2 protein-coding genes are annotated in these 1,346 nt (G+C 24.5%); one reads left to right on the top strand and one right to left on the bottom strand.

From position 1 onward, the window contains the following. Nucleotides 1-11 precede the first annotated feature (11 nt). On the bottom strand, nucleotides 12-974 hold the full coding sequence (locus VN21_RS14925; RefSeq protein ID WP_046823966.1) for an LCP family protein: 963 nt from the start codon (nucleotides 972-974) through the stop codon (nucleotides 12-14). Between the two features lie 151 nt (nucleotides 975-1,125). Between VN21_RS14925 and VN21_RS14930 the strand changes: the two genes are divergently transcribed. Then, nucleotides 1,126-1,346: hypothetical protein (locus VN21_RS14930; RefSeq protein WP_046823967.1), on the top strand; the 221-nt coding region annotated here is incomplete at its 3' end.

Raw genomic sequence — 1,346 nt, forward strand, 5'->3', positions numbered from 1 at the left:
TGTAATATAATTTATTTTTTATATACATCATCATTAAAAATAAAATCATGAAGTATTGGCAAACACTTATCTTCATCATAACGCCAAACCCATCCAGCGTTTTTATAAATACCACCAGTACTATACTCTTCTATAGGAAATTCTAAAGTTTTAATATTAAAATTATCCATAGATAAAATGGAATTGCCGATAGATAAAATATCGGATGTGTTCATATTAGTTTTAACGTATGGCAGTATGCTATTTATTAAATCAGGGTATTTATTAATTGGCAAATGTTTAGCTTTTTCAAATGCACTTTCAAGTACAAGTCTTTGTCTATTGTCTCGCTCTAGAGCACTATCGTTATACCTAATTCGGCTATAAGCTAAGGATTGATAACCATTTAGTTTTTGTTTACCTGAATACTCTATATTTTTCATAGGATTTTTATTTTTATTGTGGTCAAAAGAATAACATTCTGGTATATATCGATTTAATTCTTGTATTTCATTAGGTTTTACATCGACAACAATTCCATTTAAAGTATCAATTATATTAATGAATGAGAAAAAATTCACAACAACATAATTTTGAATATCTATTTTAAAATTAGACTCAAGTGTTTCTAATAATAAATTAAGGCCTCCATAAGCATATGCATGTGTTAGCTTTTGCTTTCCGTGGCCAGGTATTTCTACATATGTATCTCTAGCTAAAGATGTAAGCTTTAGGTTTTTATGCTTATTATCTACAGTTAAAATCATCATGGCATCAGATCTAGATTTTTCCTCTGCATTTCTAGCATCTGTTCCAACTAATAAAATATTTGTTATTCCTTTTTCAGATGAATAATTTGTTTCTTTAAGTGATTTTATAGATGAAGATGGATCGTATACTTTATTTATTTTAGAGTGAATATAACCAAATATGCTTACAGGCAATAATACTAAAATAATTATAATGAAAATAAAGACTTTTTTAAAAATAGACATAGTATCCCCCTTGTGTATAAAAATTTTGCTTTGTATATATTTATATTAAACTAAAAATACATATTTAACATCAATAAATAAAAAAACTTATATCAAAATTTACAATGTTATCATACATAATAATATAGTTTAAACACAGGAGGCTATTTAAATGGTAGATGTAAAAAAAAGATATATAGACATAATAGATAAAAAATTTAACTGTATAATAGAATATCCTGTAATAGAAAATCTAAATAATGATTTATTTATAGCGTATATAAATAAAAAAATACATGATGATATATTGATTTTTAAAGAAATATCTCAGGATGAATATATACATTCTAATATTAATACTATTATATTTACAGAGTTTAAAGAGCATGTTAA

It is taken from the genome of Paraclostridium benzoelyticum, assembly GCF_001006285.1.
In the GTDB taxonomy this organism is placed as follows: Bacteria; Bacillota; Clostridia; order Peptostreptococcales; family Peptostreptococcaceae; genus Paraclostridium; species Paraclostridium benzoelyticum.

What these genes read in the sequence shown, in the direction of transcription:
- VN21_RS14925 (WP_046823966.1), bottom strand. Translation starts at nt 974, where the DNA reads ATGTCTATTTTTAAAAAAGTCTTTATTTTCATTATAATTATTTTAGTA.